This window comes from Pseudomonas putida (genome assembly GCF_028682635.1).
In the GTDB taxonomy this organism is placed as follows: domain Bacteria; phylum Pseudomonadota; class Gammaproteobacteria; order Pseudomonadales; family Pseudomonadaceae; genus Aquipseudomonas; species Aquipseudomonas putida_AE.
The window spans coordinates 1-383 of sequence record NZ_JANHLK010000099.1; the positions used below are offsets into that span (position 1 = coordinate 1).

Annotated in this window: 1 pseudogene; it reads left to right on the forward strand. The window is 65.0% G+C overall.

The features are described from left to right. A pseudogene (locus NPS56_RS31035) lies at positions 1-383 on the forward strand (type IV secretion protein Rhs); the annotation flags it as partial.

Here is a 383-nt window from a genome sequence, read left to right on the forward strand (position 1 = left end):
CGGCAGCGCCGAGTCGTTCACCTACAATGCCCTCGGCCAGGTGCTGACGCACACCGACGGCAAGGGCCAGACCACCCGGCTGCTGCGCACCGCCCGTGGGCTGCCGAGCAGTCGCCAGGACGCCAAGGGCCAGCGCATCCGCTACGAATACGACCCGGCCATTCGCCTGACCGCGCTGATCAACGAAAACAACGCGGCGTACCAGTTCGCCTACGATGCGTGCGACCGGCTGATCGAAGAAAAACGCATCGACAACCTGACCCGGCACTTCAGCTACAACCTCGGTGGGCATCTGACCCAGGTCGACGAAACCGGCTATGGCGAACGCGGCGAACGACCACAACGGCGCACCGAATTCGAACGCGACAGCATTGGCCGGCTGC